The following is a 26,561-nucleotide window of genomic DNA, read 5'->3' as shown; positions in this document are numbered from 1 at the left end:
CCGCCGGTCGGCGATCCGGGCATGGATCCGGGCCACCTTCAGCCGGGCCTTCGCCCGGTTCGCGGAACCGTCCTGTTTGCGGGCCAGGTTCCGCTGCGCCTTGGCCAGCTTCCGCCGGTCGGCCTGCCCGAACCGCGGGTTGGCCACCTTGCCCTGCTCATCGCTCACCCCGAGCATCGGACGCGACAGGGTGAGCAGACTGGTGATACCCGCATCCACCCCAACCACGGCCGCAACCGGCGGCAGCGGCTTCACCGCCGGGTCCTCCACCAGCAGGGACACGAACCAGCGGCCCGCAGCATCCCGAGACACCGTGACCGTCGACGGCTCCGCCCCCTCGGGCAGGGGCCGCGACCACACGATGTCCAGCGGGGTGGTCATCTTGGCCAACGTGAGCCGGCCGTCACGCCAACGGAACGCGGAGCGGGTGTACTCCGCCGACGCCCTGGATTTGCGCTTGGACTTGAACCTCGGGTGCCGGGCCCGCTTGTCCCAGAACGCCACGAACCCGGCCTGCAGATGCCGCAACGTCTGCTGCAAGGGCACCGAACTGACCTCGTTCAGGAACGCCAGCTCATCGGTGCGTTTCCACTCGGTCAGCCACGCCGACGACTGAACGTAGGTGGTGCGCTGCCGGTCGACCGCCCACGCGCGGGTCCGGGCTTCCAATGCCCGGTTGTAGACCAGACGCACGCACCCGAAGGTGCGGTTCAGCTGCTCTGCCTGTTCAGGAGTCGGGTAGAAGCGGTACTTGTACGCCCGCTTCACCACCTCACCCACACCTCACATTTTACCGTCCATGTACGACACTCATCCCAAGGGAAGGGGGCGGCGTTTCCTCCCGGCCCTGAACGGCCGGGTTTCCACGCCGCAAATCCGATGACCGTTCACATCACCAATCCCGAACTCGACCTCGTGCTGGAGCGCGCCGTCGACGTCGCGCCCGAGCTGGTCTGGAAGGCCTGGACCACGCCCGAACTGATCGTGCAGTGGTTCGCCCCCAGGCCCAGGACCACGGTGTCCTGCGAGCTCGATCTGCAGCCCGGCGGCAGGTTCAACACGGTCATGTGCTCGCCGGAGGGCGACGAGTATCCGAGCACCGGCTGCGTCCTGGTGGTCGAGGAGGGGTCGAGGTTCGTCTTCACCTCGGGTCTGGGCCCCGGGTTCCGCCCACAGTTGGTCGACGGCTTCGCGTTCACCGCCGTGATCAGCATCGAGCCCGACGGCGACGGCACGAGGTACACGGCGACCGCGATGCACGCCGACGCCTCGTCGACGAAGTCGCACGCGGACATGGGCTTCCACGAGGGCTGGGACGCGGCGCTGGACCAGTTGGTCGAGGTCGCGAAGTCGCTCTGACACCGCCGCGGTGGTGACCGGGCCAACTCGCCGTGGTCGGGCCGGACGCGGTGTGGCGCGCAGGCGCGGCCCGGGCGCGGGCCTTCCGCGCCGGGCCGCGTCCGGTCAGCCTGACCACGGTGTACGCCGATGCCGCTGCCGGACGATGGTCGCCGTGAACCGCTGCCGCGGTAGGCGTTGCCGGGTGGACCGGCATCATCGTCGCTGGCGCGTCCGGTGTGGTGGCGCTGTGGCCGTTGGTTCCGGGCGCTCAACCCGGGTGGGATTGCCGCGGATGAGTTCGTCGTGGATGCGCCACTGGTCGGTGGTGGCGGCGCGCCGGGCTGCCTCGTTGCCGTGCTCGATGCGCTGTCGTAGCAGTTGAATGGCGATGCGGCGGTTGAGGCTGAACTGTCGTTCGGTGTCGACCACGACGACGATGCCGGAGGGGCGGTGGGTCGCCCGTACCGCCGTGCTGGCCTTGTTCCGGTGCTGGCCGCCGGGGCCGCTGGTGCGGCAGGCGACGATCTCGACGTCCGTCTCGGTGAAGGTCGTGGCGGGGGTGTCGACCTGGCACGGTCGGGCGGTCACGTACCAGTTCTTCCGCCCGGTGCTCGCCGGGTAAGGGCTGGGGGCCTGCCAGCACAGGGTTCCGGTCCATGAGGCGGCGAAGGCCTCGGCGTCGGCGCCGAGGATGTGCACCATGACCGATCGATAGGTGTCGGGCCGATCACCGGGCACGGTCTGCACCCGGTGGATGGTCACCTCGTGCCGGTTGGCGTCAGCTTCCAGCCGGGAGAGCAGCCGAGCCAATGCCCAGGCGCACTCCTGCGGGCCGCGCCCGGCGGACAGGAGCAGGTGGACGCTCATGACCGGCCTCGCCTGCGGCGGTTGTCGCGGCGGTCCGGTCGGGCGGTGGATCCGATGTCGGGTGTCTTGTAGGTGACTAGGGGGATCGTGGTGGCGACGGGGGTGGCCAGGTTGTGGTCGACGAGGTCGCTGATCACCTGCTCGATGCGTTTGTAGGCCGTGGGTGCCTCCTCGAAGAGCAGTTGACGGTCGCCGCACACCACCAGCGAGCCGACCGGGGTGCGGCGCAGTTCCTCGACGGTGTGCTTGGCCCGGCCGCGGCGCAGGGCGTCGGCGCGGGACATCTTGCGGCCCGCGCCGTGGGCCACCGAGTGGTTGGCCTCCGGGCCGGCGTGGGCGGCCACGAGGTAGGACGGGGTGCCGCGCGTGCCGGCGATGAGCACGTCGCGGCCGTCGCCCGGGGCCGCGCCTTTGCGGTGCAGGTACCCGCCGTCGCGTATCTCGACCAGGTTGTGGCACTGGTCGACGATCGGCTCGGTGGGCTCGGCGCCCAGGGCGTGGGCGACCCGGGCGGCCAGCAGCCGCCGGTTGAGCGAACCCCAGCGTACGGCCTGGTCGTGCCTGGACAGGTAGGCGGCGGGGTTAGGGGCGGGGCCCGCGCCGTGGACCTCGGTGTGCGCCCGCAGGATCCGCTCGCCGAGCCCTCGGGAGCCGCTGTGGACCACGAGGACGAGGTCGCCGGCGTCGAGTCCGAGACGGCTCGCGTGGTCGGTGTCGAAGACGGTGCCGATCCGTGCCAGCTCGACGAAGTGGTTACCCCGACCGACGGTGCCGAGGCCGTCGACGTGGCCGGCCGGAATATCACCGTCCACGACGGTCCACGCGGGGTTGTCGGCATCCTGCTGCGGGTCCAGCGGGCGGTCGAGGTCGGGGAACCGGGCGGCGAGTTTCTCGGGTACGGGGCGTTTGAGCTTGATGGGGAACACGGCGATGCCGCACCCGATGTCGGAGCCCACCAGGAAGGGGTACAACACGGTCGACGCCATGGCGGCGCCGATGGGGGCGCCCTTGCCGGGATGCAGGTCGGGCATGGCGGCGACGTGGATCATGCCGTCGAGGGCGGCCACCTGGTGGCACTGCGCGATGGCATCGGACTCGATCCAGCTGGTGGGGGACGCGAACACGGTGAGGGTGGCCGGGGTGGACTGCGGCGCAACCTCCGGCCGGGAGGGGTGCTGAGACAAAGACGCTCGCTTCTCGCGGGAAGGTGTGGGCGGACGGCAGGACGGCACGGGTCGGTGCCGTGGAACCGGGGAGCAACGGGGCTGTCCGTCAGAACGTCATGGGACACACCATCCCGGACCCCGCCGGGCGCGGCAAGCGACTTTCGGTCGTGCGACGGGGCCGGTTGCATGTCGGTGGGCTCGGTTAACCTCCGCCGGTGACCGACACCGATCTCGCGGCTCTGCCGCGGTTGCCGACGCCCGAGGAAGAGAGCCGTTTCTGGGCGCTCGTGGAGGAGGCGTGGGCCCGGCTCGGTCCGGAGCCGGCGGTGCTGCGCCGCGCGCTGCTCGACCGGGATCCGGAGGACGACGAGCAGGACGAGCTGTACGCGATCGACCGGTGGCTCGACCCCTTCCTCGGGACCTTACGTGAGTTGTGCGCCGAGCTGTCGGGCCCGGAGCTGGTCGACCTCGACCGGGTCGTCGAGCGGAAGCTGTACGACATCGACCGCGCCGACATCCAGGAGGTCACGGACGGCTCCGACGACGGCTTCCTGTACGCCCGCGGTTTCATCGTGGCGATGGGCCGCGAGTTCTACGAGGCGGTCCGGGCGAATCCGGCGATGGCCGTGCTCGACGCCGACTGCGAGGGACTCTGCTACCTCTTCGCCCACCGCTACGAGGAGTGCTTCGGCGCGTGGCCCGAGACCCGTTCCGGCATCTCGCGGGAGTCGGTCAGCAATCCGGACGGGTGGCCCGAGGACTGACCATCCGGACGTCTAGGATCTGCGCCAAGATCACGGGGAAGGGGACCGGGCATGTGGCCATTCCGGCGCAGGGCGAAGCAGGCTGCCACCACGCTGTCGATCGACCCGGCCATGGGCGATCCGACGGCCGCCGCGCTGCGGGCGGCGTTGCAGCAGCGGGACTGGCACACCGCTCGGGATCTGCTCAGTCCGATCACCGACCCGGACGACCACGCGTACTACCTGGGGGTCACGGGAGACGTGTCCGGCGTGCAGGACTGGATCGGCGAGTGGATCGAGGCCGAGCCACGTTCGACCCTGCCGCTGCTGGTCCGCGGCGTGCACGCCGTCTACTGGGCGTGGGAGGCGCGGGGTGGCGCCCGGGCGTCGCAGACCAGGCAGGAGCAGTTCCGGGAGTTCCGGAAGCGGCTCACGCTCGCCGAGAACTGCCTCGACGAGGTGGCCGACCGGGACCCGGACGACACCACTGCCCGCACGTTCCTGGTCACGTCGGCCCGCGGCCGGCAGGTCGACCGGGACGAGGCACAACGACGCTTCGACGCGGTGACCGAACGGCATCCGTGGCACCGGATCGCCCACGAGCACATGCTGCAGTACCGGTGCCGGAAGTGGTTCGGCAGCCACGAGGAGATGTTCGAGTTCGCCCGGGGCGCGGCGGCGAACGCGCCCGCGGGCTCCACGCTGGGGCAGCTCGTCCCGGCCGCGCACCTGGAGATGTGGCTCGATCTTCCGGTGGGCGAGGATGCCGAGTACATCGGTGCGGCGGAGGTGGTGGCTGAGCTCAACGCCGCAGCCGATCATTCGGTACGGCATCCCGACTATCAGCGTCGACCGGGTTGGCCGGTGGTGCACAACCTGTTCGCGATGAGCTTCGCCATGGCCGGTGACTTCCCCTCGGCCGTCGAGCAGTTCGAGGTCATCGGTGACCTCGTGACGGAGTGGCCGTGGCAGTACCACTCGAGCGATGCGGTCGGCTCCTTCGTCGCGGCCCGGCAGCGGGTGCGCGGCGAGCACGGCTGAGCAGGCGGGCACAGGCAACTCGCCTTACTCTGCGTCGATACCGGGGCTCGACGTTATTTCCGGGCGGGGTGGGTAGGCCGTCGCATGGTTTCTCAGGGTGCCCGGGGGCCGGGCCGTCCGGCGCGGCGCCCTGCCCGTGTGTGGTCGCTGCACGCCGTACGGCAGTTCCTCGCCACCCGGCAGTTGGTGCCCATCGCGGTGATCTCCGTTCAAGCTGGGCTCGCCACGGCGGCTGCGTGGATCATCGCCACGGATTACCTTGGCCGCAACGCGCCGGTCTTCGCGCCCGCGGCCGCTCTGGCGACCATCGCCTCCGCAACCGGACAACGCACCAGACAGACCGTGGAACTGCTCATCGGGGTAGGGCTGGGCATCACGGTTTCCGACGCTGTGCTGTATCTCATCGGGAGCGGCGCGTGGCAGATCGCCATAGTCGTCTTCAGTTCCGTCGCGCTCGCCCTGTTGGTCGCTGGCCGCAGCGGGGCGCTGGTCAGTCAGGCCGGTGCCACCGCCACACTGTTCGCCACTCTCTCCGGGAATCAACGCAGTCTCGAGTTGCCCCGCATCATCGATGCCGCCGTGGGCGCGTCGGTCGGCTTCCTCGCCGTGGCGCTGCTCCTGCCCCTGGACCCGTTGCGTGGGGTCGAGCACGCCGCCAAGCCATTCTTCACCAACCTCGCCGCAGCCATTCACACCACCGCTCAGGCGCTGGCGGCCGGCGACCGGGATCTGGCCGTGCGAACGCTGGGCAGCTTCGACGGGGTCGCCGCCGACACCACCCGCCTTGACGAAGCTTTGCGGGCCGCCGGAGAAGTGGTGAGCATCGCGCCGTGGTGGCGCCACCGGCGCAGCCGCTACCAGCAGTACCGGGCGGCCGTCGACCAACTCCATGCCTTCGCCACCAACGTCCGGGTGATGGCCCGCCGGGTCGCCACGCTGCTCGAATATCACGAACCGGTCCCACCCTCGTTGCCGCAAGCCGTCCAGACCCTCGGCGACGCCCTTACGGACCTGCACCGCGAACGCGCCACCGCCAGGGCATCCGGCCGGACCCGGCAGACCGCTCTCGAAGCCGCACGGCTGGCCGGACAAGCCGAGAGGCACCAGGCAGCCCATGAGTTCGGGGAGACCGTCGTGCTGCAGATCCGCAGCGCCGCCAGCGACCTGCTTCGCGCCACCGGCGCCAGCCCCCAGGAGGCCAACCGTCTGGTCCGCGACGCAGCCACCGGTGAGCAGAACGGCCGGTAGGCTGCGGGCAACGGGTATCCGCGGGGCGTACCCGGCGCTGCCCGAGGCAAACCGGGTCTAGATCCAGCGGTTACCCAACCAGATTCGGGCAGCCCAGTCGGTGTATGGCAGAACTCTGCCGACGTAGATCGGGTAGAAGTACGCGAAGCAGGCCGCGACCAGTAGCACGTACGCTCCGGCGACGATCGCGCCGATCAGCCGTCGGTCCTGCCCGGACGGGGTGCCGTCGGCCGCAGCCGACGGGAGCGGGCGCGGGGTCATGATCATGCCGAGGACGTGGACGACGGCGAGGACCAGGAAGGGCTCTGCGGGGAGGGCGTAGAAGTAGAACATCGTCCGGTGGTCGGCGACGGCGAAGTAGAACCACGGCAGCAGGCCGGCGAGGACGCCGAGCCAGATGGCGCCGGCGCGCCAGTCCCGCCGCGCGATCCCGAACCAGGTCAGCGCGCCCAGCGCCGGGAGGAACGACCACCACAGCAGCGGCGTCCCCAACAGCAGGACCTCCCTGGCGGGGGCCGAGCCGGAGCATGGTGTGGGACACCACCAGTCGAACGCGACCGGGCGCCCGAGCAGCAGCCACTGCCACGGCCAGGACTGGTACGCATGCTTCTTCTCCAGCGTGGTGTGGAACTGCAGCGCCTCCACGTGGTAGTGCCAGAGGTTCTGCAGGGCGCCGACGACCGGCAACTCGGTGCCGCCGGTGTCGCGCAGCCAGTGCCGGAAGTGTCCCCCGTCGGTGAGCAACCACCCTGACCAGCTCGCGAGGTAGACCAGGAGGAGAAGCGCGCCGCCGAGTGCCACCCAGCCGACCTCTCTGACCAGAGCGTCCCGCCACGGTCGCGGTACGCCGGCGGAGCGGCGTGCCTGGATCGCCCAGTGGAGCATCAGCGCCGTGAAGACGAGCACGTACCAGATGCCGCTCCACTTGACCGCGCACGCGCAGCCGAGCAGGACGAAGGTGGCCAGGCGCCACCACGGCACCGTGAACGGCAGGCGGCCGGCCGGGCCTGGCGCGGCGGGGTCGAGGCCGGCTTCGAGTGCCGTCAGCCAGCGGCGCCGGTGGGCGTCGCGGTCGAGCAGCAGCGTGCCGAACGCGGCGAGGATGAAGAACATCAGGAAGATGTCGAGCAGCGCCACCCGGGACAGCACCAGGTGCATGCCGTCCAGCGCCATCAGCAGCCCCGCCGCGCAGCCCAGCACGGTGGACCGGAACATCCGCCGCGCCACGCGTACGAGGATCAGCACCGACAGGGTGCCGACGACGGCGGCCGAGATCCGCCAACCCGTCTCGTTGTAGCCGAACACCAGTTCGCCGAGCCCGATCATCCACTTACCGAGTGGCGGGTGGACGACGTACGCGGCGCTGTTGGTCTTCTCGTTCCACTCGAAGCCGCGTAGCAGCAGGTGGTGCGCCTCGGTGGCGTAGTAGAGCTCGTCGAAGATCTTGCCCTTTGGACTGTCCAGGTTGACCAGGCGCAGCACACCGGCGATGACGACGATCAGCGTGGTCGCCCACCACGAGGAGCGGTCGCCGCCCGCGTCGAACGGCGCGAGCCGACGCCGGACGGATTCCGGGACCTCGCGGCGGAGGTCACCGGGAGAACCGGTGCGGTTCGGCGCGCCGGTGGCGGCCCGTTCGGCCTCAGCCCGGAGCGCGGCAGAGATCCGGTACGTGTCAGCCGCCGCCATCATCGGGCAGATCGTAGGCCAACGAGTCCAACTGTCGCAGCAGCTCATCGGGGCGTGGGGCGACGGTGGGTGATCGGTCTTGGGCGCGGAGTGATGTTCCGCGTATATTCTTGACTCATTCCAGAAAACGGGCCAGACTGCGTGACGTGGTCACCAGCCTGGACTTCCAGCAGATGCTGCGCGGGGCCGCGTTGCGCGTGACCCGTCCCCGGGTGGCCGTGCTGAACGCGGTGCACGCGCACCCGCACGCCGACACGGACTCGATCATCGGCGCCGTGCGCCAGGATCTCCCCGGAGTGTCCCGCCAGGCCGTGTACGACGTGCTGCACGCGCTCACCGCCGTGAGGCTGGTGCGGCGCATCGAGCCCCCCGGCTCCGTGGCGCGCTACGAGTCGCGGGTCGGGGACAACCACCACCACGTCGTCTGCCGGTCGTGCGGTGTCATCGCCGACGTCGACTGCGCCGTCGGCGAGGCACCGTGCCTGACCGCGTCCGACGACAGCGGCTTCGTGATCGACGAGGCCGAGGTCGTCTACCGGGGCCTGTGCCCCGACTGTTCCACCGCCGGCAAGTCCTGATTCCCTTGATCCGCCACGACGGAAGGAAACCGATGTCCGAGAACCACGACGCCGTCGTCCACGACGCGGAGGCGGGCAGCGAGTCCCGCTGCCCGGTCGCGCACGGACGCGCCCCCCACCCGACCCAGGGCGGCGGCAACCGCGGCTGGTGGCCCAACCGGCTCAACCTGAAGATCCTCGCCAAGAACCCCGCCGTGGCCAACCCCCTCGGTGCGCAGTTCAACTACGCCGAGGCGTTCAAGTCCCTCGACCTCGCCGCCGTGAAGCGCGACATCGCGGAGGTCCTGACGACCTCGCAGGACTGGTGGCCGGCCGACTTCGGCCACTACGGCCCGTTCATGATCCGGATGGCGTGGCACAGCGCGGGCACCTACCGCATCAGCGACGGCCGCGGCGGCGCCGGTGCCGGGCAGCAGCGCTTCGCGCCGCTCAACAGCTGGCCGGACAACGGGAACCTCGACAAGGCTCGCCGCCTGCTGTGGCCGGTGAAGAAGAAGTACGGCCAGAGCCTGTCCTGGGCCGACCTGATGATCCTCGCCGGCAACGTGGCCCTGGAGTCGATGGGCTTCAAGACCTTCGGCTTCGCCGGTGGCCGCGAGGACGTCTGGGAGCCCGACGAGGACGTCTACTGGGGTCCGGAGACCACCTGGCTCGGTGACCAGCGCTACACCGGCGACCGGGACCTGGAGAACCCGCTCGCCGCGGTCCAGATGGGCCTCATCTACGTCAACCCGGAGGGCCCGAACGGCAACCCGGACCCGATCGCCGCGGCCCGCGACATCCGGGAGACGTGCCGCCGGATGGCGATGAACGACGAGGAAACGGTCGCCCTGATCGCCGGCGGTCACACCTTCGGCAAGACCCACGGTGCGGGCCCCGCCGACCACGTCGGCCCCGAGCCCGAGGGCGCCCCGCTGGAGGAGCAGGGCCTGGGCTGGAAGAACAGCTTCGGCACCGGCAAGGGCGCCGACACCATCACCAGCGGGATCGAGGTCACCTGGACCTACCACCCGACCCGGTGGGACAACGAGTTCTTCCACATCCTCTTCGCGTACGAGTGGGAACTGATGCAGTCGCCGGCCGGCGCGCACCAGTGGCGGCCCAAGAACGGCGCGGGCGCCGACATGGTGCCCGAGGCGCACGATCCGTCGAAGCGCCGCGAACCGCGGATGCTCACGAGCGACCTCGCGCTGCGGTTCGACCCGGTCTACGAGCAGATCTCGCGGCGCTTCCTGGCGAACCCGGCCGAGTTCGCGGACGCCTTCGCCCGGGCCTGGTTCAAGCTGACCCACCGCGACATGGGGCCGGTCGCGCGCTACCTCGGCCCGGAGGTCCCGACCGAGACGCTGCTGTGGCAGGACCCGCTGCCGCCGGTGACCCACGAGCTCGTCGACGCGGAGGACGTGGCCACCCTCAAGGGCCAGATCCTCGCCTCCGGCCTGACGGTCTCCCAGCTGGTCTCCACCGCGTGGGCGTCGGCGTCGACGTTCCGCGGCAGCGACAAGCGCGGCGGCGCCAACGGGGCGCGTATCCGCCTCGAGCCGCAGAACGGCTGGGAGGTCAACAACCCCGACGAGCTGGCGACGGTGCTGCACACCCTGGAGAAGATCCAGGAGGCGTTCAACACCGCCCAGACCGCCGGCAAGCAGATCTCCCTGGCCGACCTGATCGTGCTGGCCGGTGGGGTCGGCGTCGAGCAGGCCGCCCGGAACGCCGGCTACGCCGTCGAGGTTCCCTTCACGGCGGGGCGTACGGACGCGTCGCAGGAGCAGACCGACGTGGAGTCGTTCGCCGCGCTGGAGCCGACCGTGGACGGGTTCCGCAACTACCTCGGCAAGGGGCACCGCCTGCCGGCGGAGTTCCTGCTGGTCGACAAGGCGAACCTGCTGACCCTGAGCGCGCCTGAGATGACGGTCCTCGTCGGCGGTCTGCGCGTCCTGGGGGCGAACCACCAGCAGTCGCCGCTGGGTGTCTTCACCACGACCCCGGGGTCGCTGACGAACGATTTCTTCGTCAACCTGCTCGACCTGGGCACGGCGTGGCAGCCGACGTCCGAGGACGCGAACACCTTCGAGGGCCGTGACCTCGCCACGGGCCAGGTCAAGTGGACGGGCAGCCGGGTCGACCTCGTCTTCGGTTCGAACTCGGAGCTGCGTGCGCTCGCCGAGGTGTACGCGGGTGACGACGCGCGGGAGAAGTTCGTGCACGACTTCGTCGCCGCGTGGGTCAAGGTGATGAACCTCGACCGGTTCGACCTCGCCTGATCCGCACGTCCAGGCCGGTCCTGATGGGGCCGGCCTGGACGTCCAGGCGCCGCTCAGCGATGGCCGCGCGCAGTCGCTACGCGAGGGTGACCCGCTCGTCCGGTACGGCGGACAGGCGGGTCACCCCGTCGGGCTGATGTCGTCAGCGGCGGTGGATCGTGTAGACCGCGCCGTTGGTCAGCGAAAGGACGGACAGGTTGCCGTCCGGGCTGGTTTCGATGTCCGTGACAACGCCGAAGTCCCGGCCGATCAGGAGGCTTTCGCTTTCCGTGATCTCGTGTTTGGCGAGGTTGTCCGCGACCCGGTCGTCCAGGCGAGGGTCGTCGACGGCGATCTTCTGGCGGTTGCCGGTCAGGTTGAAGTGGAAGAGGTAGCCGCCGTTGAGGGCGCCCGTCGCGGCGCCCATGAACAGGTCGCCCTGGAACTGTGGCCCGAGCGCCCGGCTGTTGAGGAAGCCCATTCCGCCGGGGGCGACCTCCCACCTCCAGCTGAACTCGGGATCGCGGTAATGCGCCCCGGGCAGCATGAACAGCCTGTCGAGCGCCTCCTGTGGGCTGTCGGCGATGTTGCTCGGCGGCCAGCGTAGTTGCTGGAGGTTCTGCCCGCCGAACGTCGTCTCGATCTGTTTGAACTGGTCGACCCGCTGCACCGGCCCGGCGAGCTGGACCCAGCCGCCGTTCATGCCGGGCTCGAGCCGGTTGATCTCGCTGAAGCTGTCGTCACCGTTCTCCTGCATCCACACATTCCCGGTGGCGGGGTCGACCGCCATGCCGAATCCGTTGCGATGGCCGTACGAGAAGATCTTCTGTACGGTGGCGCCGACCTCGCCGCCCATGGCCGCGCCGGCACCGAAGAAGGGGTTGTCGGTCGGCGTGGTGCCGTCGTCATTGAGGCGCAGGACGACGCCGCTGAGGTGGGCGTTGTCCGGTGTCGGTCCGCCGAACTGGTCGTCCGGCACGGTCGGGCCCGGGCAGACGGCGGTGGGGCCGCAGGTGAGGTTCTGCAGTTGGCCACGCCGACCGAGGTCACCGGTGAAGGTGTACAGCTTCCCGTCGCGACCAAAGCTGATCACCCCGCCGTTGTGGTTGGCGCGTGCGGGCTGGCCGGCGTCCTCTTGACGGGCGCGGATGCGGATCAGGTTGCGGTCGAAGGTGAGTGTGCTGCCGTTCCACACGAACCGGTCGACCCGGTTGCCGAGCAGGGGAGTTTCGCTGAGGACGCTGGTGTCCGTGCCGGTCGTGCTCTCCGTCCAGTACAGGTAGACCCCGGGATTCGCCGGGAAGCCCGGGTGCAGGGCAATTCCGAGCAGGCCTCGCTCGGAGCCGGAATTGACGGCGAGGTCCAGTGGCGTGCCGGCGATGGCCCCGTTGACGACGCGCTGGACCCGCCCGGTCGTCTTCTCGAGCACGAACATGTCGTCGTCGCCGATGAATGCCAGCCCGGTGGGGCTGACCAACCCCGTGGCCGCCGTCCGCACCGCCAGCTTCGGGTCGAGCATCGTCGGGCCGCCCGGCTCGGCGTTCGCCGGGGCACCGACCGCGGTCATGGACAGTCCCGACGCGGCCAGGGCCAGCACCGCGGTGATCGCTCGCGTTCGGTGGCGGGCGCGCGTCGGTGACACACCGCAGCCAGGTGATCCGTTCGGTCCTTGCCGGGTCTCGCGGCGTGGGACGACGGTGCGGCGAGGTCGTACGTGCATGCCTGGTTCCCTTCTTCGGCCGAGTGGTGAAGCGTGTGCCGCGGACGGCGCCGGCGGTCGCGAAGCCCGACTGCCGCCGCGTGGTGCCGTTCGGTGCGCTGGCCCCCTCTGTCCAACGTCGGTGCAGGCGGGCCGTTATGTCGGACGAAACCGCTGGTGACGACCGTCCTTCGCGACCGCTGGTTCTGACAGGGCCCGAGGTCACACCGCTCACCGGCAGGCCGCCGGCGGAGCCGTGCCAGGACGTCGGGTCCCATCGGTAGGCACGCGTCCCGGGTGCCCCCGGTTCACTCTCGATCGAACAATTTCGACGGAGGTGGGTAGGGCGGTCAATGTGATGCGACCTGATGCGACGCGGCGGGCCAGGCAGATGATCGCGGCGTGGTGCTTCCTGCTGGCGGCTTTCTCGCAGGTCGTGGTAAGACCCGGCTGGTCGGGTGGGAGGGGGCTTACGGCTGTTCACTGTTTTATGGTTAAACATGGTCGTGTGTGGTCGTCTATTATGACGGTGTGAAGCTTTCGGAGTGGGCTCGGCGGCAGGGGGTGAGCTATCAGACCGCGTGGCGGTGGGTGAGGGACGGGAAGATGCCTGTCCCGGTCCGCCAGGCGCCTTCCGGGACGTGGATCGTGACGGAGCCCGTGAGCGTCGAGGGTCGCGTGGTCGCGTACTGCCGTGTCTCCTCGGCCGACGAGAAGGACGATCTGGATCGTCAGGCGATACGGGTTGTGGAAGGCGCCAACGCGCGGGGCCTCGCGGTGGGTGAGGTTGTCAAGGAGATCGGCTCTGGGCTCGACGGCGAGCGGCGCGAGCTGGATCGGATCCTGGCTGACCCGAGCGTTGCGGTGATCGTGGTCGAGCATCGGGGTCGGCTTGCCGGGTTCGGTGTCGAACAGTTGGAATCCGCGTTGTCCGCGACTGGGCGGCGTGTGGTTGTCCTGAGCTCGCAGGAGACCACCGGCGACCTGGTTCGGGACGTCACCGAGGTGCTGACCTCGTTGTGTGCCCGGCTGTACGGGCAGCGGGTGGCGAAGAACCGTGCGGCCCGGGCGGTGGCGGTGGCGACCGGTGAGGACGCCGGGTGAAGAAGTTCCAGCCGCGGCCGGGTTTCGTGGTGCAGGCCTACCGGTTCGCGCTTGATCCGGGCGCGGTGCAGGAGAAGGCGCTTCGGTCGCACTGCGGTGCGGCGCGGGCCGCCTACAACTGGGCCGTCGGCTGGGTTGTGGCGTCGTGGTGGCAACGGAAGGCGGAGGAGTCGTACGGCATCGCCGAAGAGGAACTGACGCCGTGGCGGCCGTGGTCGCTGCCGACGCTGCGGAAGGTGTTCAACGAGGTCAAGAAGACCGACCCACGTTTTGCTGGTTGGTGGGAGGAGAACTCCAAGGAGGCGTACAGCACGGGTCTGGCGAACGCGGCGGCGGCGTTCGACAACTACGCCAAGTCCAAGCAGGGCAAGCGTAAAGGCAAGCGCGTGGGCATGCCCCGGCGGAAGTCCAAGCACACCGCGCGGCTCGCCTGCCGGTTCACCACCGGCACGATCCGTGTCGAGGCGGACCGCCGCCACGTGACCCTGCCCCGGCTCGGCACGATCCGCACCCACGAATCCACCCGCAAGCTGCAACGCCGTATCGCGAACGGTAGCGCCCGCGTCCTGTCGGCCACCGTCAGGTTCGAGCGGGGCCGGTGGTTCTGCTCGTTGCAGGTCGAGGTCAGCAAGAACGCGCGTACCGCCGCCCGGCCCGGCGTTGTGGTAGGCGTGGATCTCGGCGTCAAGTGCCTCGCCGTGATGGCTGACTCGGCGGGTGAGGTCCGGTACGTGCCGAACCCGGCGCACTACGACGGCGCGCTCAAGCACCTCAAGCGGCTCTCTCGCCGGGTCTCCCGCCGTCAGGGTCCGGACCGGCGCGCCGGGCGCAAGCCGTCCAGGCGGTGGGCGATCGCCAACGCCGAACGTAACCGCGTGCACCACCGGGTGGCGAATCTGCGGCAGGACGGCCTGCACCAACTCACCACCGCCATCACCGCCGAGTACGCCACCGTCGTGGTCGAAGACCTCAACGTGGCCGGCATGCTCCGTAACCGCCGCCTGGCCCGCAAGATCGCCGACGCCGGGTTCGCTGAGGTCCGCCGCCAGATCACCTATAAGACCGGCTGGGTCGGCGGCGAAACCGTCGTCGCCAACCGCTGGTACCCGTCGTCCAAAACCTGCTCGAACTGCCGCGTGGTGAAAGCCAAACTGCCGCTGCACGTCCGAGTGTTCACCTGCGACGCCTGCGGCCTGGTCATCGACCGGGACGAGAACGCAGCCCGCAACCTCGCCGCCCTCGCGGCGGCCGTAACAACTGGTACCGGAGTGGCCGGAGACCAGGACGCGCAAGCGTCGAACCCGCGTGGAGCCGACCGCAAGACCCGCGCCACCACCCGCAGCCGCAAGGCCACGGGTGGGCGGGCAGGTGGCGCAATCCTGCCGCACCAGCGGCAGGAGGAAACGCGAGACCGTCATCAGGACCCCGAAGCTCTCACGCTTCGGTGACACCGTCACGGACCTTCCGAGTGGAAACACCCGGAATACTGATTCTCGACTAGAAGATCAGCAACGGTTCGCACCATACTGGTCCGCCATGGACCTGGACGAGTATCAGCGCGGCGCCCTCCGTACTGCCGCTCCCCGTGACAAGCCGAACGAGCTGCTCCATCTGGTGCTCGGGCTGGTCGGCGAATCGGGGGAGATCGCCGAGAAGTTCAAGAAGTGGGTCCGAGACCTCGACAGCGACGAGTCGCGGATCGACCGGGCCGACATCGCCAAGGAACTCGGTGACGTGCTCTGGTATGTGGCGGTGCTCGCTGACTACCTCGATCTGTCGCTGGACGACATCGCGGCGGCCAACCTGGCCAAGCTGGCCAGCCGCCAGGACCGGGGCGTGCTGAGTGGCAGCGGCGACAACCGCTGAGTCGTGACCGGACGGACGGCGTCGCCGGCCCGCGGGTCTCGCGGGCCGGCGAGGTCGTCCGTCAGTAGCGGAGCGCGCGGAGGTTGGCGTAGCTGTCGCAGGCGGACGAGACGCCGTCGGGGCGCGGGCTGTCGTTCTCGGTGAGGTAGTAGTCGACGCCGGCCATCTCGCTGTAGGCGAAGATGCGGGCGAAGTCGATGGTGCCCTCACCCACGTCGGCGAACGACCCGTTGGCGGCCATGTCCTTGACGTGGAACAGGGAGAACCGGCCCGGGTACTGCTTGATCAGGTCCACCGGATCGGCGCCGACGCTGGACGCCCAGTACAGGTCCAGCTCCATCGCCACCAGGTTCGGGTCGGTCTCGCGGACCAGCACGTCGTAGCCGCGTACGCCACCGTCCTGAGCGGTGAACTCGAACCCGTGGTTGTGGTAGGCGACCGTGATGCCGGCCTGCTTGAGCGTGGCGCCGACGGTGTTGAGGGTGGCCGCGACCTCGGCGTAGTCGTCGAGGTCCCAGGAGGCCGAGCCTGAGATCCGGACGTACCTGGCGCCGAAGGTCCGGGCGTTGGCGATGACGGCGTCGAGGTTGTTCCGGAGGTCGCCGAGGCCGATCCCGATGGATGGAGCCGAGAGCCCGGCGTCGGCCACCAGGGGCGCCAGTGCTGTGGCCGTCTTGCCGTAGAAGTTGTTCACCGCACCCGAGGGTTCCGCGTTGCGGTAGCCGCAGGCGGCGAGCGCGGCCAGGGTGGCTTCGGGCGCGGTCGGCATGGTGGCCCGCACCGTGTAGAGGACGAGGCCGATCCGGTCGTCGGGCACCGCGCGGGTCCCCGAGGCCGGCTGTGACGTGCCGATCTCGGAGTCGGCCGCCGCCCGTACGATGTTGCTGCTCTCCTCGGGCGTGAGGATGTCGGCCTGCCGGAGTGCGTTGGCGAGCCCGCTGACCGTACTGACGAAGCGGCCGTGGTTGGCGAACGGCGCGGCGGCCCAGACGGCGTCCATGATCGTGCATCCGTCGCCGAGGTCGCGGTTGGGTACGCCCGAGTCGGCGCGGTCCCGGCCGAAGAAGACCGTGGACGAGGTGGTGTAACCCCAGGGGCAGCGGTCCGTGGTGGTCTGTTCGGTGACTGGCGCGCTCGGGCCGTCGGTCGCTGTTTCGGCGGCCGCTGCCGGAGCCGGTGTGAACGGCAGGATGGCCGCGGCCAGCGATGCGGCGAGCAGGTGACGCACTCTTCTCGATCGGTGGTGGGGCGGGCGGGTGGAGCTGGCGTGCATGTCGTCTCCCAGATGGCTGAGGAATTCGGAATGGTCGGGTGGGTACGGCCAACGGGCCCGTGCGACAGAGGGCGGGTGGGCCGGTTCGGTGGTGGCGGGGTGCCGTCCCACCCCGCCACCGCTCCGGACGCTCAGCGCACCGTCACGACCACGCTCGAGGACATGGTCGCCCCGAGGCTGTCGGTGACGGTCAGCCGTGCGGTGTACGTGCCCTTGCGGGCGTAGGTGTGGCTGGTGGACGCGCCGTGCGCGACGGCGGCGTTGTCGCCGAAGTCCCACGCGTAGTCCGTGATGCTGCGCCCGGCCGCTGGCGAGGCTGTCCCGGTGAATGCCACCGCCAGTGGTGCGGTGCCGGTGGTGGGTGTCGCCGAGGCCGACACCGTGGCGTCGGTCTGTTCACGCACCCCGGCGCCGTTGAAGCGCAGCCAGTCCAGCGCCATCAGGTCGGGGGTGCCGCCCGTCTGGTTCGGGTTGACGAAGACCAGATAGAGCGTGCACGTCCGGCCCGGATCGGTCAGCTCGACGGTGGGTGAGACGAGGTTGTCCCAGCCGCCGGTGCCGGCGATGGTGGCCCGGCCGAGGAGCTCGCCGGTGGGAGAGTCGGCTCTGACTTCGATGTCGCCGCCGCTGCTGCCCGAGGCGACGCCGAGGGTGACCGAGTCGACGTTGCGGAGGTTGACCGGGCTGAACCTGATCCAGTCTCCGTTGTCGATGTCACCGATGCGCTTGCCGGCGCTCGCGGTCGCCCGGTCGATCACCTGGATGCCGCTCTGGCCGTCGAAGTGCTCGGCCTCCTTGCTCTTGGTCTGCAGCTCCACCCGGGTCGAGCCGACCAGTGCCGGTGCTCCGGCCGCCCCGCCGTCGGTGTATTGCGCGGTGAGCACGGTGTAGAGGTTCTGTCCCGGGCCGTGCCCGTCGCCGCCGTTGCTCTCGGTGACCGCGACGCCGGTGCATCCGACGTAGTTGTCCAGCGGGTGCGTGTGTGAGTCGTGGCCGAGCTGGGTCTGCACGACCACCTTGGCGCAGTCGATGCTGTTCTCCTCCGGGTCGGTGACCGTCACCGTGTACGGGATGCGGTCACCGAAGTCGAAGAAGGCCCCGTCGGGGACGCTGAGGGTCACCGTCGGGCGCGTGTTGCCGGCCGTGATCTCCTGTACGGCGACGGCGGTCTGCCCGTTGGTGGCGGTGACGGTGAGCCGGGCCGTGAAGCGCCCCGGCGTGCTGTAGGTGTGGCTGGGGTTGGCGGCGGTGGAGTCGACGCTGCCGTTGCCGTCGAAGTCCCAGGCGTACTGGACGGCGGTGCCGTCCGGCCCGCTGGTGCCGGCGCTGGAGAAGGCGACGGTCAGCGGCGCGGGTCCGCTGTCCTTGTCGACGGTCAGCTTGGCCACGGGGGGCCGGCTGTTGGCGACGTAGTCGATGCGGTAGATGCCCGCGCCCTCGTTGCTGCCGCCCCGGCCGCTGCCGCTGCCGGCGCCGAAGTCGATGACGTAGAGCGAGCCGTCCGGCCCGAACTCCGCCTCGAACGGCTGGATCCACGACATGTTGCCGAAGATCCCGTTGATGGACTGCAGGTCACCGACGTTGGTGGGGCCGAAGCGGGGATCGTTGAAGGTCTGGGCGGTGGAGTGGATCGACAGTGTCTTGAACCACCTGCGGGTCAGCTCGTAGACGATCCACTTGCCGTCGAAGTACTGGGGGAACTTGGTCAGCCGCTTGTTGGATGGGTCGTAGTCGTAGACCGGTCCGCTCATCGGGCCGCCGCCGCCCGTGCCGAGTTCGGGGAACTGCGGGGAGGCCGAGTAGGCGTACCAGACCAGGGCCGGCTTGGCCGCTGGGAGGTTGGTCAGGCCGGTGTTGTTGGGGGAGTCGTTGACCGGCGCGGCGCAGTCGAACTTCGGCCCGGAGGTGGAGGTGGCGAAGTCGTAGTCGTTGAACGGGGTGTTGTTGCCGATGCAGTAGGGCCAGCCGTAGTTGCCGGCGCTGGTGATCCGGTTGAACTCGACGGTCCCTTCGGGCCCGCGGTTCGGGTTGGCGGACCGGGCGTCGGGGCCGTAGTCGGCCACGAGCAGCGCGTTGGTCTTCGAGTCCACGGTGATGCGGAACGGGTTGCGCATGCCCATCGCGTAGATCTCGGGCTTGGTCCTGGCCGTGCCCGGGGCGAAGAGGTTGCCGTCCGGGATGGCGTACCCGCCGTTGGACAGGGGCTTGATCCGCAGGATCTTGCCGCGCAGGTCGTTGGTGTTGCCGGCGGTGCCCTGCGCGTCGTAGGCGCGGCGGCCGGCCCGCTCGTCGATGGGGTTGAAGCCGCTGGACTCGAACGGGTCGGTGTTGTCGCCGATGGCGGCGTACAGGTTGCCCTGCTTGTCCATCGTCAGCGAGCCGCCCATGTGCGAGTTGGCGCGCGCCTCACCGCGCCAGGTGGGGATCGTGAGCAGCCGCTTCTCCGAGTCGAGGCTGACGCTGTTGCCGTCGACGGTGAACCGGGACAGGTTCAGCTGCTTCTCCACCCGGTCGGACCAGAGCAGGTAGATCCAGTTGTTGTTCGTGCCGAAGTGCCGGTCCAGGGTCATGCCGAGCAGGCCGTCGGACTGACTGGTCTGCTCGGGCGTGTAGGCGAAGTCCAGGAGGGTGGTGACCGCGAGGCTGTCCTGGTTGACGACCTTCAGCGCGCCGGTGCGCTCGATGTAGAAGACGCGGCGGTCCGGTGCCACCGCCAGTTCGAACGGGTCGGAGAGGTCCTGGTTGACTAGGGGGATCCGCTCGAAGTTGTCGGTCCTGGTGGCGCCGCAGTCACCGGGGGCGGCGCCCGCCGCCCATTTGATGCCGCCGAGGAGGTGCTGGAGGAAGGCCGGCTCCTGGAACGACGAGGAGCTGTGCCCGCCGGCGGTGAACCAGGACCGACCGCCGTCGTAGTTCTGGCACCACGAGTAGGCGTGGTCGACGCCCTCGTCCAGCCCGGGGATGCCGTCGCGCACCTTGATCTGGGCGAGGGTGTGGACCTTGCCGGTGGGGTTGGTCCGCCAGTTGTACCACTCCTCGCTGCGCTCCCACAGCTCCGGGAGGTTCTTGGTGGACGGGTGGGCGTGGTCGAGGACCTTGATCCGGCCGGGGAAGGTGCCGCCGGTGCCGGAGAAGTCCGGGTGGTGGTCGAAGATGGCCCCCACCAGTCCCTCGTACCAGGTCCAGTCCCGCTCGCTCGCCGAGGCGGCGTGCAGGCCGACCCAACCGCCACCGTCGCGGATGAACTTCTGCAGCGCGGCCCGCTGGTCGGCGTTGAGCAGGTCGCCGGAGGCCGGGGTGGAGTTGGTGTTGTTGAACACGAGGGCGTCGAAGCGGGCGAGGTTGGCGTCGGTGAACGCGGCCGCGTCGGTGGTCGCCTCGACGGCGAAGCCGTGCTGGTCGCCGAGTTGTTGGATTGCGGCGACGCCGGCGGGGATGGAGTCGTGATAGAAGTTCGTGACCTTGGAGAAGACCAGTACCCGGAAATCGGTGCCGGTGCGGGATTCGGCGGCGGTCGCCGCCGTGCTCGGCAACACGAGTGCGACGGCCGCGAGCAGGGCGAAAAGTAGCGTGCGTTGGCGTCTCATACACGCGCTCCTCAACGGGGGACGGTGGTAGGAAAGCGCTTTCACATTTGCTTGCACCTTACGAGATCTATTTCGATGGGTCAATATTTCGACGGGACCCGTATTTTCGGGTGACGGCGTCTCGCCGAGAATCCAGGCTGCGGCGGCGCCAGCTGCGGCTGCTCGCTCCGAGGGCGGCTACTCAGCGCCACGACCTGCGCCGCCGCCCTGGTGGGCGGGCGCGGTCAGCTGACGCGGGGGCGGCGGATGCCGAGGGGACGGCGGGATGCTGGCGATACCCCCGACCATTTCGGCGGGGCCGCCCAACGGCGTGGAAAATATGCGATCGCCGGGGCCGTCGAGTTCCTTTTGCACAGTTGAATGCCCCCTCCGTCGAGGGAGCTGGCCGGGCCGATTATCTGCTCCGGTCGGCCACCTGAGTGGCCGCAATATCGTAGTAGGTGAACACCAGGGCCGGCAGTTCGGCAGCGCGGCAGAATGGCTGCTCCGCCCGCCGGCCCTGGTGTCCGTCAAGACTCCTTTCCGGGGTTCGTCAGAACCGAACGTTGCGCAGGTATCGGTAGCCGACCTCGGCCGTCCGCTGGGGCGTCACATCGGGGGTGTCGTTCTCGACGATGTACTCCTGCACCGAGTGAGCCCGGAAGATCCGGGCGAAATCGATCATCCCGGTGCCCAGGTCGGCCATGTCGCCGTCGGACGCGTGCCGGTCCTTGACGTGGTACTGCAGGACCCGCTGCGGCGCGGAGCGAATGACGTCCAGGGTGAAGCCCTCGGGGTCGGCCACGCCGTCGCCGGAGTTGATGCCGCCGGTGACGGCCCAGTAGATGTCGACCTCCAGGTGCACGAGCTTGGGGTCCAGCTCCGCGGTCAGCACGTCCCAGGGGCGCTTGCCACCACCGAGGTCGATGGTGAACTCGTGGGCGTGGTTGTGGTATCCGTAGCGCAGGCCGGCCTCGGCTGCCGCCGCGGCCTCGACATTCATCTGTTCCGCCCAGCGCTTCCAGTCGTCCGCGCGCTCGGAGTACAGGTACGGCACCACCAGGTAGGACTGGCCCAGCGTGACCGCGTTCTGGATCTTCTGGGCCAGGCCGGCGGCGTTGTCGCTGATCCCGTCGTGGCTGGAGCTGGCCTTGATGCCGATGCTGTCCAGGAACCGGCGCAGCTCGGCAGCGGTACGCCCGAAGTAGCCGAGGGCCAGCTCCACCTTCGGGTAGCCGATCCGGGCGAGGTGGGTGAGGGTCGCGTCGTAGCCCGGCGCGCCCCACAGCGCGTCGCGTACCGTCCACAGCTGGATGCTGATCAGGCCCGGTGGCACCTGCGACCGTCCGGTGGGGCGGGTGGTCGCCGCCGCAGCCGTCGCACCGATCCCCGTCGACGCCAACCCGACACCGGCGAGCGCCGCCAGCGACCCGCGCAGCAGGCTCCGCCGGTCCATGACGGACCGCCGCAGCGCGGCCTGCCCGTCGTATCCGTAACACATGGTGACTCCTTCAATGGGGTTACTTCGAGGGAACCAGGACGACCTCGTCCGATCCGGTCAGGGCGGGCAGCCCGCTGTCACCCGGGTCGGTGTAGGACGCCACGAACACGGCGGTCAGGTTGTCCTTCTCCGGGTCGTGGCCGGACGGCACCGTCGTCTGGATCGAGCCGGTGCAGCCGTTGGCGGTGGTCTGCGGGTGGCCGTGCGAGTCGTGGCCGAGGATGTACGTGACGCTGACCCGGGCGCAGTCCACCGGCTGATCGTCGGTCACCCGTACCTCGAACTGCACGGTGTCGCCGAACGTGAACGGCTGGCCCGCGACGGGCTTGACCAGCTCCACCACGGGTTCGGCGTTGCCGACCACGACCCGGACCGACGCGGCGGCCGAGAGCCCGCCGGGGTCGCTCACCTTGAGTGTGGCGTGGTAGAGGCCGTTCTTCTGGTACGTGAACGTCGGGTTCGCCACCCGCGAGTCGACCTTGCCGTCGTTGTCGAAGTCCCACGCGTACGACAGCCGGTCGCCGTCGTAGTCCGTGGTGCCCTCGCTGGAGAACGTGACCGTCAGCGGCGCGAGCCCGTTGGTGGGCGTGGCCGATGCCTGAGGCACCGGGGTGTGGTTGCCCTTCCAGCCGATGTAGTCGATCCGGGCCAGCTGCGCGTCCGGGTTCTCGCTGAAGAAACCGTCGCCGTACTCGAGCACGTAGAGCGCGCCGTCGGGACCGAACTCCAGGTCCATCGGGTTGTCGAAGGTGAACGAGGGCAGCACCGGCTCGATGCCGGTGAGGTCACGGCTGGCGTTCAGCCGGAAGCCCTTCACGTAGTCCCGCGTCCACTCGTGGAACAGCGGAACGCCGTCGTAGTAGGCAGGCCACGCCACCGGGGCGCGGCCCCGCGTGGTCGGGAAGGAGAAGTGGTACGCCGGCCCGGCCATCGGCCCGATGCCGCCGGTGCCCAGCTCCGGGAACTGCGCAGAGGCGCCGTAGCCGTACCAGACGTCCGGCTGCTGCACCGGCGGCAGGTCGCGCAGGCCGGTGTTGTGCGGCGACTCGTTGATCGGCGCGGAGCAGTTGAACGGTTGCCCGGACCGGCCGGTGGCGAAGTCGTAGTCCACGTACGGCAGCTGCGCGGTGGCGCAGTAGGGCCAGCCGTAGTTTGCGGCCTTGCGGACGGCGGCCCACTTGCCGTGCCCGGCCGGCCCGCGCAGCGGATCCGCTTCCCCCGCGTCGGGGGAGTAGTCGGCGACGTAGAGCTCGTCGGCCTGGCGGTCGAACTCGATCCGGAAGGGGTTGCGCAGGCCCATCAGGTAGATCTCGGGCCGGGTCTTAGGCGTGCCCGCCGGGAAGAGGTTCCCGTCGGGGATGGTGTATCCCCCGCCGTCACGCGGCTTGATGCGCAGGATCTTGCCGCGCAGGTCGTTGGTGTTGGCGGAGCTGCGCTGCGCGTCGTACGCCGGGTTGCGGCCGGCGCGCTCGTCGATGGGGGTGTAGCCGCCGGACTCGAACGGGTTGGTGTCGTCACCGGTGGACAGGTACAGGTTGCCCTTGGCGTCGAAGACGATGTCCCCGCCGACGTGGCAGCAGATGCCCCGGTCGACCGGTACGTCGAGGATCTGCTGCTCGGTGGACAGGTCCAGGGTGTCCTTGACCAACCGGAACCGGGAGAGCCGGATCGCGCCCTTGAACGGCGCGAAGTCCGCGGCCGTGCCCCAGGCCGGCGCGTCGCCCTCGTTGACGTTCGGGGTCGACGGGTCGTCAACCGGGGTGTTCATCGGCGGCGAGTAGTAGAGGTAGACCCAGTTGTTGCCGGCCTTGCCGAAGTTCGGATCGATCGCGACGTTCTGCAGGCCCTCCTCGTCGTGCCGGTAGACATCCAGCGTCGCGGCGAGGGTGTTGCGGCCCGAGGTGGGGTCGTGCAGCCAGACCTCGCCCGCTCGGGTCACGTGCAGCACCCGGCTGTCGGGCAGCACGGCGAGGTCCATCGGCTCGCCCGGGTGGTCGTTGAGGGTCACCTTCTGGAAGCTCGACTCGGGGGGCGCGCCCGTGGTGCCGGGCTCGGCCATCGAGACGGCTGGTGTGGTGACGAGGGCGGTTGCCGTCAGGCCCGCTACGGCGAGCGCGAGTCGTCTCTTCATCTGCCTCTCCTTCGGGTGAGGACTGGTCGGGGCAGGTCGGGGACGTACTGTTGTTCGTTCTCAGGGGACGGATCCGGGCGGTTGGGCAACGCTGCGCCGCCGGGCACGGCGTCGACCAGCGCTGCCCGCGGCGTACGCGGCCAGCTGCGCGGCCGGTCGGTTTACATCGACGAAACACGTGGTCGCGCGGCCGACGCTACAAAACTAATGTCGATATGTCCATAGCTTTCACCTGCCAGGCGTTGACTTTTGTCACGTCCGGACGAAAGTTGGTGTGGCTGTTGGGTTTTCCCGGCGAGCGGGGAGGTCGGGCGGGAGCCCGATCAGCGGCGCCGCCAGTGGATCGGCAGGCGCTTGACGCCGCGCTGGAAGTTCGAGCGCAGATAGGCGGGCGGGCCCGCGTACGTGATGCTGGCGGTGCGGGCCAGGAGGGCCTCGAACAGGGTGCGCAGCTGGCACCGGGCCAGGTGCGCGCCGAGACAGAAGTGCGGTCCGTGGCCGAAGACGAGGTGCGGGTTGGGGTGGCGGGTGAGGTCGAGCCGGTCGGCGTCGGCGAAGACGTGTTCGTCGCGGTTGGCCGACGCGAAGGAGACCACCACCTTGTCCCCGGCCCGCACCGGCACCCCGCCGACGGCGGTGTCCGTCGTGGCGGTGCGCCGGAACACCATCACCGGCGTCCACCAGCGCAGCAGTTCGTCGACGGCGGTGTCGAACAGAGCGGGGTCCTGGCGTAGCCGCTCCAGCTCCGCCGGGTGCTCCAGCAGGGCGATCATCGCGCCCGGCAGCCCGTTGCGGATCGTCTCGTTGCCGGCCACGGCGAACAGCCAGAACATGTTCTCGAACTCGTCCACCGAGAGCCGGTCGTCGCCCTGCTGCGCCAGCAGGATGGACATGACGTCCGGTCCCGGGTCGCGGCGCTTCGCCTCGGCCAGCAGGTGCGCGTACGCGTAGAGGTCGGCCATGCCGGCTCGGGTCCGTGGATCCGGCATCCGGCCGTCGGCGTCCGGGGCCGGTCGGTGCCGCAGCGCCTCGCGGGCCGCGGCGGTGCCGGCCCGCGGGTCGAACGCGGCCGACACCGCGTAGTCCGGATCCTGGAACCCGATCACCCGGTTCGACCAGTCGTACAGCAGCCAGCGGTCGGGCTCCGGCACCCCGAGCACGTCCGCGAGCGTGAGCAGCGGCAGGTCGGCGGCGAGATCACGGGCGAAGTCGCAGGTACCCTCGTCCGCGTCGCCCAGCACGCGCTCGACGAGCGCCGCCGCGTTCGCGCGGATCGACGCCTCCAGCGCGGCAACCGCCCGCGGGGTGAACGAGCGGGCGACCGGGCGGCGCAGCCGGCCGTGCTCCGGCGGGTCCATGTTGAGCATCATCCGCCGCACGTACCCGAGATCCTCCGGCTTGGCCGGGTCACGGATCTGGGTGGCGCCGAGCCAGGACGAGAAGAGCCGTGGCTGCTTGAGCACGTCCTGCACGTCGGCGTGCCGGAGCACCAGCCAGAAGCCCGGCCCGCCGGGCAGCCCGAGCAGCGGCGGCTCCTCGACCCACACCACCGGGCTGGCCGCGCGCAGCTCGGCGAGCAGGTCGTACGGGACGCCGTCGAGGTAGGTGCGGGGGTCGACCAGGGGCGCCGGATCGACGCTCACTGCCCGAGGAACTCCTCGAGCACCGTGGCCAACCGGACCGGCGTCTCGTACATGGCGTAGTGCCCGGCGTTCGCGAGCACCTCGAGGCGGGCGTTGGGGTAGTGGCGCAGCCAGGTCTCGCGCATCGTGTCGGCGCCCAGCGCCGGGTCGTGCTCGCCGACGACGGCGAGCGCCGGCACCGGGTTGCCCTTCACCTCGTCGGTGAAGTCGGTACGTGCCCAGGCGGTCAGGTATGCGCCGAACGCCTCCGGGTTGGAGTGATCGAGGGAGAACCGGACCAGCTCGTCCAGCCAGCGGCCGGACAGCCGGTTGCCGGTGGTGAGGTCGATGATGGCGCGCCGGTTGGCCGGGTTGGCGGCCGCACCGTCGAACAGCGCCCAGCCCCGCAGGTCGAAGGGCACCCCGCCGGCCGGGACCGGGCTGATGCCGACGAGGCGTTCCACCCGCCCGGGGGCGTCGGCGAGCACTCGCTGGGCAGCACTGCCGCCCATGGAGTGCCCGACCACGGAGAACGTGTCCCAGCTGAGGGAGTCGGCGAGGGCGAGGGCGTCGCGGGAGATCTCGGCGATCGTGTGCTCGCCCGCGACCGCCCTGCGCGCCCCGTACCCGCGGTAGTCCAGGAACGCCCAGGTGAAGCGTTCGGTGTCGATCAACTCCGGCAGCCAGCCCCAGCCCCGCGCGGACCCGAACCACCCGTGCAGGGCCAGCACCTTGCGGGGGCCGTGACCGAGGCTGATCGGACCAGCGTCGGAGTCACCGGTGCTGCTGTGGCTGATCGTCATGACGGCGACCCCTTCCGCGGTCGCAACGCCGCGACCGAGGTGAACGACCGGAGAGCCAGCAAGGCGGACGCTGGCGATGT

20 protein-coding genes are annotated in these 26,561 nt (G+C 69.9%); 9 read left to right on the top strand and 11 right to left on the bottom strand.

What is annotated here, in order from left to right:
- On the bottom strand, positions 1-780 hold a 780-nt coding region (locus FXF52_RS07615), incomplete at its 3' end, for an RNA-guided endonuclease TnpB family protein (RefSeq protein WP_148794791.1).
- Between the two features lie 99 nt (positions 781-879).
- Here FXF52_RS07615 and FXF52_RS07610 point away from each other — a divergent pair.
- Positions 880-1,359 (top strand): SRPBCC family protein, encoded by a 480-nt coding sequence (locus FXF52_RS07610; protein WP_148794789.1) that lies wholly within the window; start codon positions 880-882, stop codon positions 1,357-1,359.
- A gap of 195 nt (positions 1,360-1,554) precedes the next feature.
- Here the strand turns inward: FXF52_RS07610 and prfH are convergent, their stop codons facing one another.
- Positions 1,555-2,208, bottom strand: coding sequence for a peptide chain release factor H (prfH, locus tag FXF52_RS07605; protein WP_148794787.1), 654 nt, complete (start codon positions 2,206-2,208; stop codon positions 1,555-1,557).
- A complete protein-coding gene (locus FXF52_RS07600; protein WP_148794785.1) occupies positions 2,205-3,392 on the bottom strand; it encodes an RNA ligase RtcB family protein in 1,188 nt (395 codons plus the stop codon). Before FXF52_RS07600 ends, prfH begins: the two co-directional genes overlap by 4 nt.
- Before the next feature lie 197 nt (positions 3,393-3,589).
- Here FXF52_RS07600 and FXF52_RS07595 point away from each other — a divergent pair, with 197 nt between their 5' ends.
- From FXF52_RS07595 to FXF52_RS07585, 3 genes are all read left to right on the top strand, one after another.
- Entirely contained in the window at positions 3,590-4,138 is a 549-nt protein-coding gene (locus FXF52_RS07595) for a DUF4240 domain-containing protein (RefSeq protein WP_148794783.1), read from the top strand.
- A gap of 51 nt (positions 4,139-4,189) precedes the next feature.
- A complete protein-coding gene (locus tag FXF52_RS07590; RefSeq protein ID WP_148794781.1) occupies positions 4,190-5,158 on the top strand; it encodes a DUF4034 domain-containing protein in 969 nt (322 codons plus the stop codon).
- A 186-nt stretch (positions 5,159-5,344) separates the two neighbouring features.
- Positions 5,345-6,406, top strand: a complete 1,062-nt coding sequence (locus tag FXF52_RS07585; protein ID WP_187413370.1) for an aromatic acid exporter family protein — start codon at positions 5,345-5,347, stop codon at positions 6,404-6,406.
- A gap of 57 nt (positions 6,407-6,463) precedes the next feature.
- Here FXF52_RS07585 and FXF52_RS07580 read toward each other — a convergent pair whose 3' ends face one another.
- Positions 6,464-8,095: a dolichyl-phosphate-mannose--protein mannosyltransferase gene (locus FXF52_RS07580; protein ID WP_148794828.1), complete on the bottom strand. Its 1,632-nt coding sequence runs from the start codon at positions 8,093-8,095 to the stop codon at positions 6,464-6,466.
- A gap of 173 nt (positions 8,096-8,268) precedes the next feature.
- Here FXF52_RS07580 and FXF52_RS07575 point away from each other — a divergent pair, with 173 nt between their 5' ends.
- Positions 8,269-8,673, top strand: coding sequence for a Fur family transcriptional regulator (locus FXF52_RS07575; protein ID WP_305069344.1), 405 nt, complete (start codon positions 8,269-8,271; stop codon positions 8,671-8,673).
- A 32-nt stretch (positions 8,674-8,705) separates the two neighbouring features.
- Positions 8,706-10,937: a catalase/peroxidase HPI gene (gene katG / locus FXF52_RS07570; RefSeq protein ID WP_148794775.1), complete on the top strand. Its 2,232-nt coding sequence runs from the start codon at positions 8,706-8,708 to the stop codon at positions 10,935-10,937.
- A gap of 142 nt (positions 10,938-11,079) precedes the next feature.
- Here katG and FXF52_RS07565 read toward each other — a convergent pair whose 3' ends face one another.
- Positions 11,080-12,483: a sorbosone dehydrogenase family protein gene (locus tag FXF52_RS07565; protein ID WP_187413369.1), complete on the bottom strand. Its 1,404-nt coding sequence runs from the start codon at positions 12,481-12,483 to the stop codon at positions 11,080-11,082.
- A gap of 663 nt (positions 12,484-13,146) precedes the next feature.
- On the opposite strand from FXF52_RS07565, the gene FXF52_RS07560 reads away from it, so the two are divergent.
- From FXF52_RS07560 to FXF52_RS07550, 3 genes are all read left to right on the top strand, one after another.
- Positions 13,147-13,719: an IS607 family transposase gene (locus FXF52_RS07560; RefSeq protein WP_148794771.1), complete on the top strand. Its 573-nt coding sequence runs from the start codon at positions 13,147-13,149 to the stop codon at positions 13,717-13,719.
- Positions 13,716-15,167, top strand: coding sequence for an IS607 family element RNA-guided endonuclease TnpB (tnpB, locus tag FXF52_RS07555; protein ID WP_148794769.1), 1,452 nt, complete (start codon positions 13,716-13,718; stop codon positions 15,165-15,167). Before FXF52_RS07560 ends, tnpB begins: the two co-directional genes overlap by 4 nt.
- A gap of 88 nt (positions 15,168-15,255) precedes the next feature.
- Positions 15,256-15,585: a nucleoside triphosphate pyrophosphohydrolase family protein gene (locus FXF52_RS07550; protein WP_148794767.1), complete on the top strand. Its 330-nt coding sequence runs from the start codon at positions 15,256-15,258 to the stop codon at positions 15,583-15,585.
- Between the two features lie 61 nt (positions 15,586-15,646).
- On the opposite strand, the gene FXF52_RS07545 is transcribed toward FXF52_RS07550, so the two are convergent.
- The 6 genes from FXF52_RS07545 to FXF52_RS07520 form a co-directional block, all read right to left on the bottom strand.
- Positions 15,647-16,858, bottom strand: coding sequence for a sugar phosphate isomerase/epimerase (locus FXF52_RS07545; protein ID WP_148794765.1), 1,212 nt, complete (start codon positions 16,856-16,858; stop codon positions 15,647-15,649).
- 131 nt (positions 16,859-16,989) lie between these two features.
- Positions 16,990-20,445, bottom strand: a complete 3,456-nt coding sequence (locus FXF52_RS07540; protein ID WP_148794763.1) for a ThuA domain-containing protein — start codon at positions 20,443-20,445, stop codon at positions 16,990-16,992.
- A 532-nt stretch (positions 20,446-20,977) separates the two neighbouring features.
- On the bottom strand, positions 20,978-21,925 hold the full coding sequence (locus tag FXF52_RS07535) for a sugar phosphate isomerase/epimerase (protein ID WP_148794761.1): 948 nt from the start codon (positions 21,923-21,925) through the stop codon (positions 20,978-20,980).
- Positions 21,926-21,944: 19 nt separating this feature from the next.
- On the bottom strand, positions 21,945-24,056 hold the full coding sequence (locus FXF52_RS07530; RefSeq protein WP_148794759.1) for a PQQ-dependent sugar dehydrogenase: 2,112 nt from the start codon (positions 24,054-24,056) through the stop codon (positions 21,945-21,947).
- 323 nt (positions 24,057-24,379) lie between these two features.
- Positions 24,380-25,699, bottom strand: a complete 1,320-nt coding sequence (locus FXF52_RS07525) for a cytochrome P450 (protein ID WP_148794757.1) — start codon at positions 25,697-25,699, stop codon at positions 24,380-24,382.
- Positions 25,696-26,481 (bottom strand): alpha/beta fold hydrolase, encoded by a 786-nt coding sequence (locus FXF52_RS07520; protein ID WP_148794755.1) that lies wholly within the window; start codon positions 26,479-26,481, stop codon positions 25,696-25,698. Before FXF52_RS07520 ends, FXF52_RS07525 begins: the two co-directional genes overlap by 4 nt.
- Positions 26,482-26,561 lie beyond the last annotated feature (80 nt).

Source organism: Micromonospora sp. MP36, from assembly GCF_008119785.1.
Taxonomy (GTDB): Bacteria; Actinomycetota; Actinomycetes; order Mycobacteriales; family Micromonosporaceae; genus Micromonospora.
Note: the sequence above shows the minus strand (reverse complement) of the source record. Positions and strands in the feature narration are given on the sequence as shown.